Source organism: Eubacterium multiforme, assembly GCF_030813415.1.
GTDB lineage: Bacteria > Bacillota > Clostridia > Clostridiales > Clostridiaceae > Clostridium > Clostridium multiforme.
Map to the genome: position 1 here is coordinate 1 of NZ_JAUSUF010000030.1, position 1,525 is coordinate 1,525.

Below are 1,525 nucleotides of genomic sequence, written 5' to 3' on the forward strand. Positions count from 1 at the left end.
GGGAGAGTAGTTATATTTGTGTAATAAACAAATTTAACTACTCTTTTTTTGTATGATGAGTTGGTTAATTTGGAATAATATACTATAAAGATTTTAAGGAGGATTTTTATGACAAGAAAAAATAATATTAACTTTGATTACAATTCAGAAGTGAAAAAATGTAAAACAATTGACGATGTTCTTGGTAAAAATGGATTAATTCAAAAATTAGTAAAGGATGTATTGGAAAATATACTTGAAGTAGAGATGGATGAACATTTAGGAAGAGATAAATATCAGCGTCAAAATTATATCGAACCTGAAGAAAGAAATTATCGAAATGGATATAGTCAAAAAAATTTAAGAAGTTCTTTTGGTGACGTAGATCTAGATATACCAAGAGATAGAAAAGCTGAATTTGAGCCTCAAATTGTAAAAAAATATGAAACTGTTTGTAATGAATTAGATAAAAAAATAATTTCACTTTATGCTAAAGGAATGACTACTAGCGATATTCAAGCTGAAATAGAAGATTTATATGGAATAACGATATCACCATCAATGGTTTCAAAAATAACAGATAAAGTGATAGCTACCGCTACCGAATGGCAAAATAGAGTATTAGATAAAATATATCCAATAGTTTATCTAGATGCTATGTATTTTAAAGTTAGAAGTAATGGACGAATAGTAAATAAAGCAGTATATATTTGTTTAGGTTATACAATAGAAGGATATAAAGATATTCTAGGAATATGGGTTGATGAGGCTGAAGGCGCAAAATTTTGGTTAAGCATATGTAATGATTTAAAGAATAGAGGTGTAAAAGAAATATTAATTGCATGTATGGATGGTCTAAAGGGATTACCTCAAGCTATTAAAACTGTATTTCCATCAGTTAATATTCAAACATGTATTGTGCACCAAATAAGAAATTCTATTAAATACATAGCATCGAAGGATAAAAAAGCATTTATCAAAGATTTAAAAGAAGTATATAGGGCTACTACTGAAAAACTTGCGTTAGCGCAGCTAGATAGGTTAAAGGATACCTGGGGTTCTAATTATGGAATGGTTATAGATTCATGGTATAACAATTGGGAAAATTTATCTACATTTTTTGAATTTTCTCCAAGAATTAGAAAAATAATTTATACAACTAATGCACTTGAAGGATTTAATAGGCAAATACGTAAATATACCAAAACTAGAACTATATTTCCTACTGATGAATCTTTAAATAAGTGTGTATACCTTGCTACTATGGAAATTATGGATAAATGGACTCAACCAATTTCAAATTGGGGAGCTACATTAGCAGAATTAACATTATTTTTTAGTGAAGAATTAAAAGACGAATTAGCATAAAAGCTTGTACTTTTTATAAAAATTATGCATACTTTCTGATTTTTGCTAAATACTATAAAAGAACATACAAACACATTATTAGTATTTCTAGATAATAAAAAAATATTACTGGAATCTAAAATTTCCAGTAATATTTAATTTCTAAGAAACCATATTACACAAAATAATCTACAGTCTC

At 27.1% G+C, this 1,525-nt stretch carries 1 protein-coding gene; it reads left to right on the forward strand.

Going from position 1 to position 1,525, the window contains the following annotated elements:
- Positions 1 to 108 precede the first annotated feature (108 nt).
- On the forward strand, positions 109 to 1,347 hold the full coding sequence (locus J2S18_RS16360) for an IS256 family transposase (RefSeq protein ID WP_307488432.1): 1,239 nt from the start codon (positions 109 to 111) through the stop codon (positions 1,345 to 1,347).
- Positions 1,348 to 1,525 lie beyond the last annotated feature (178 nt).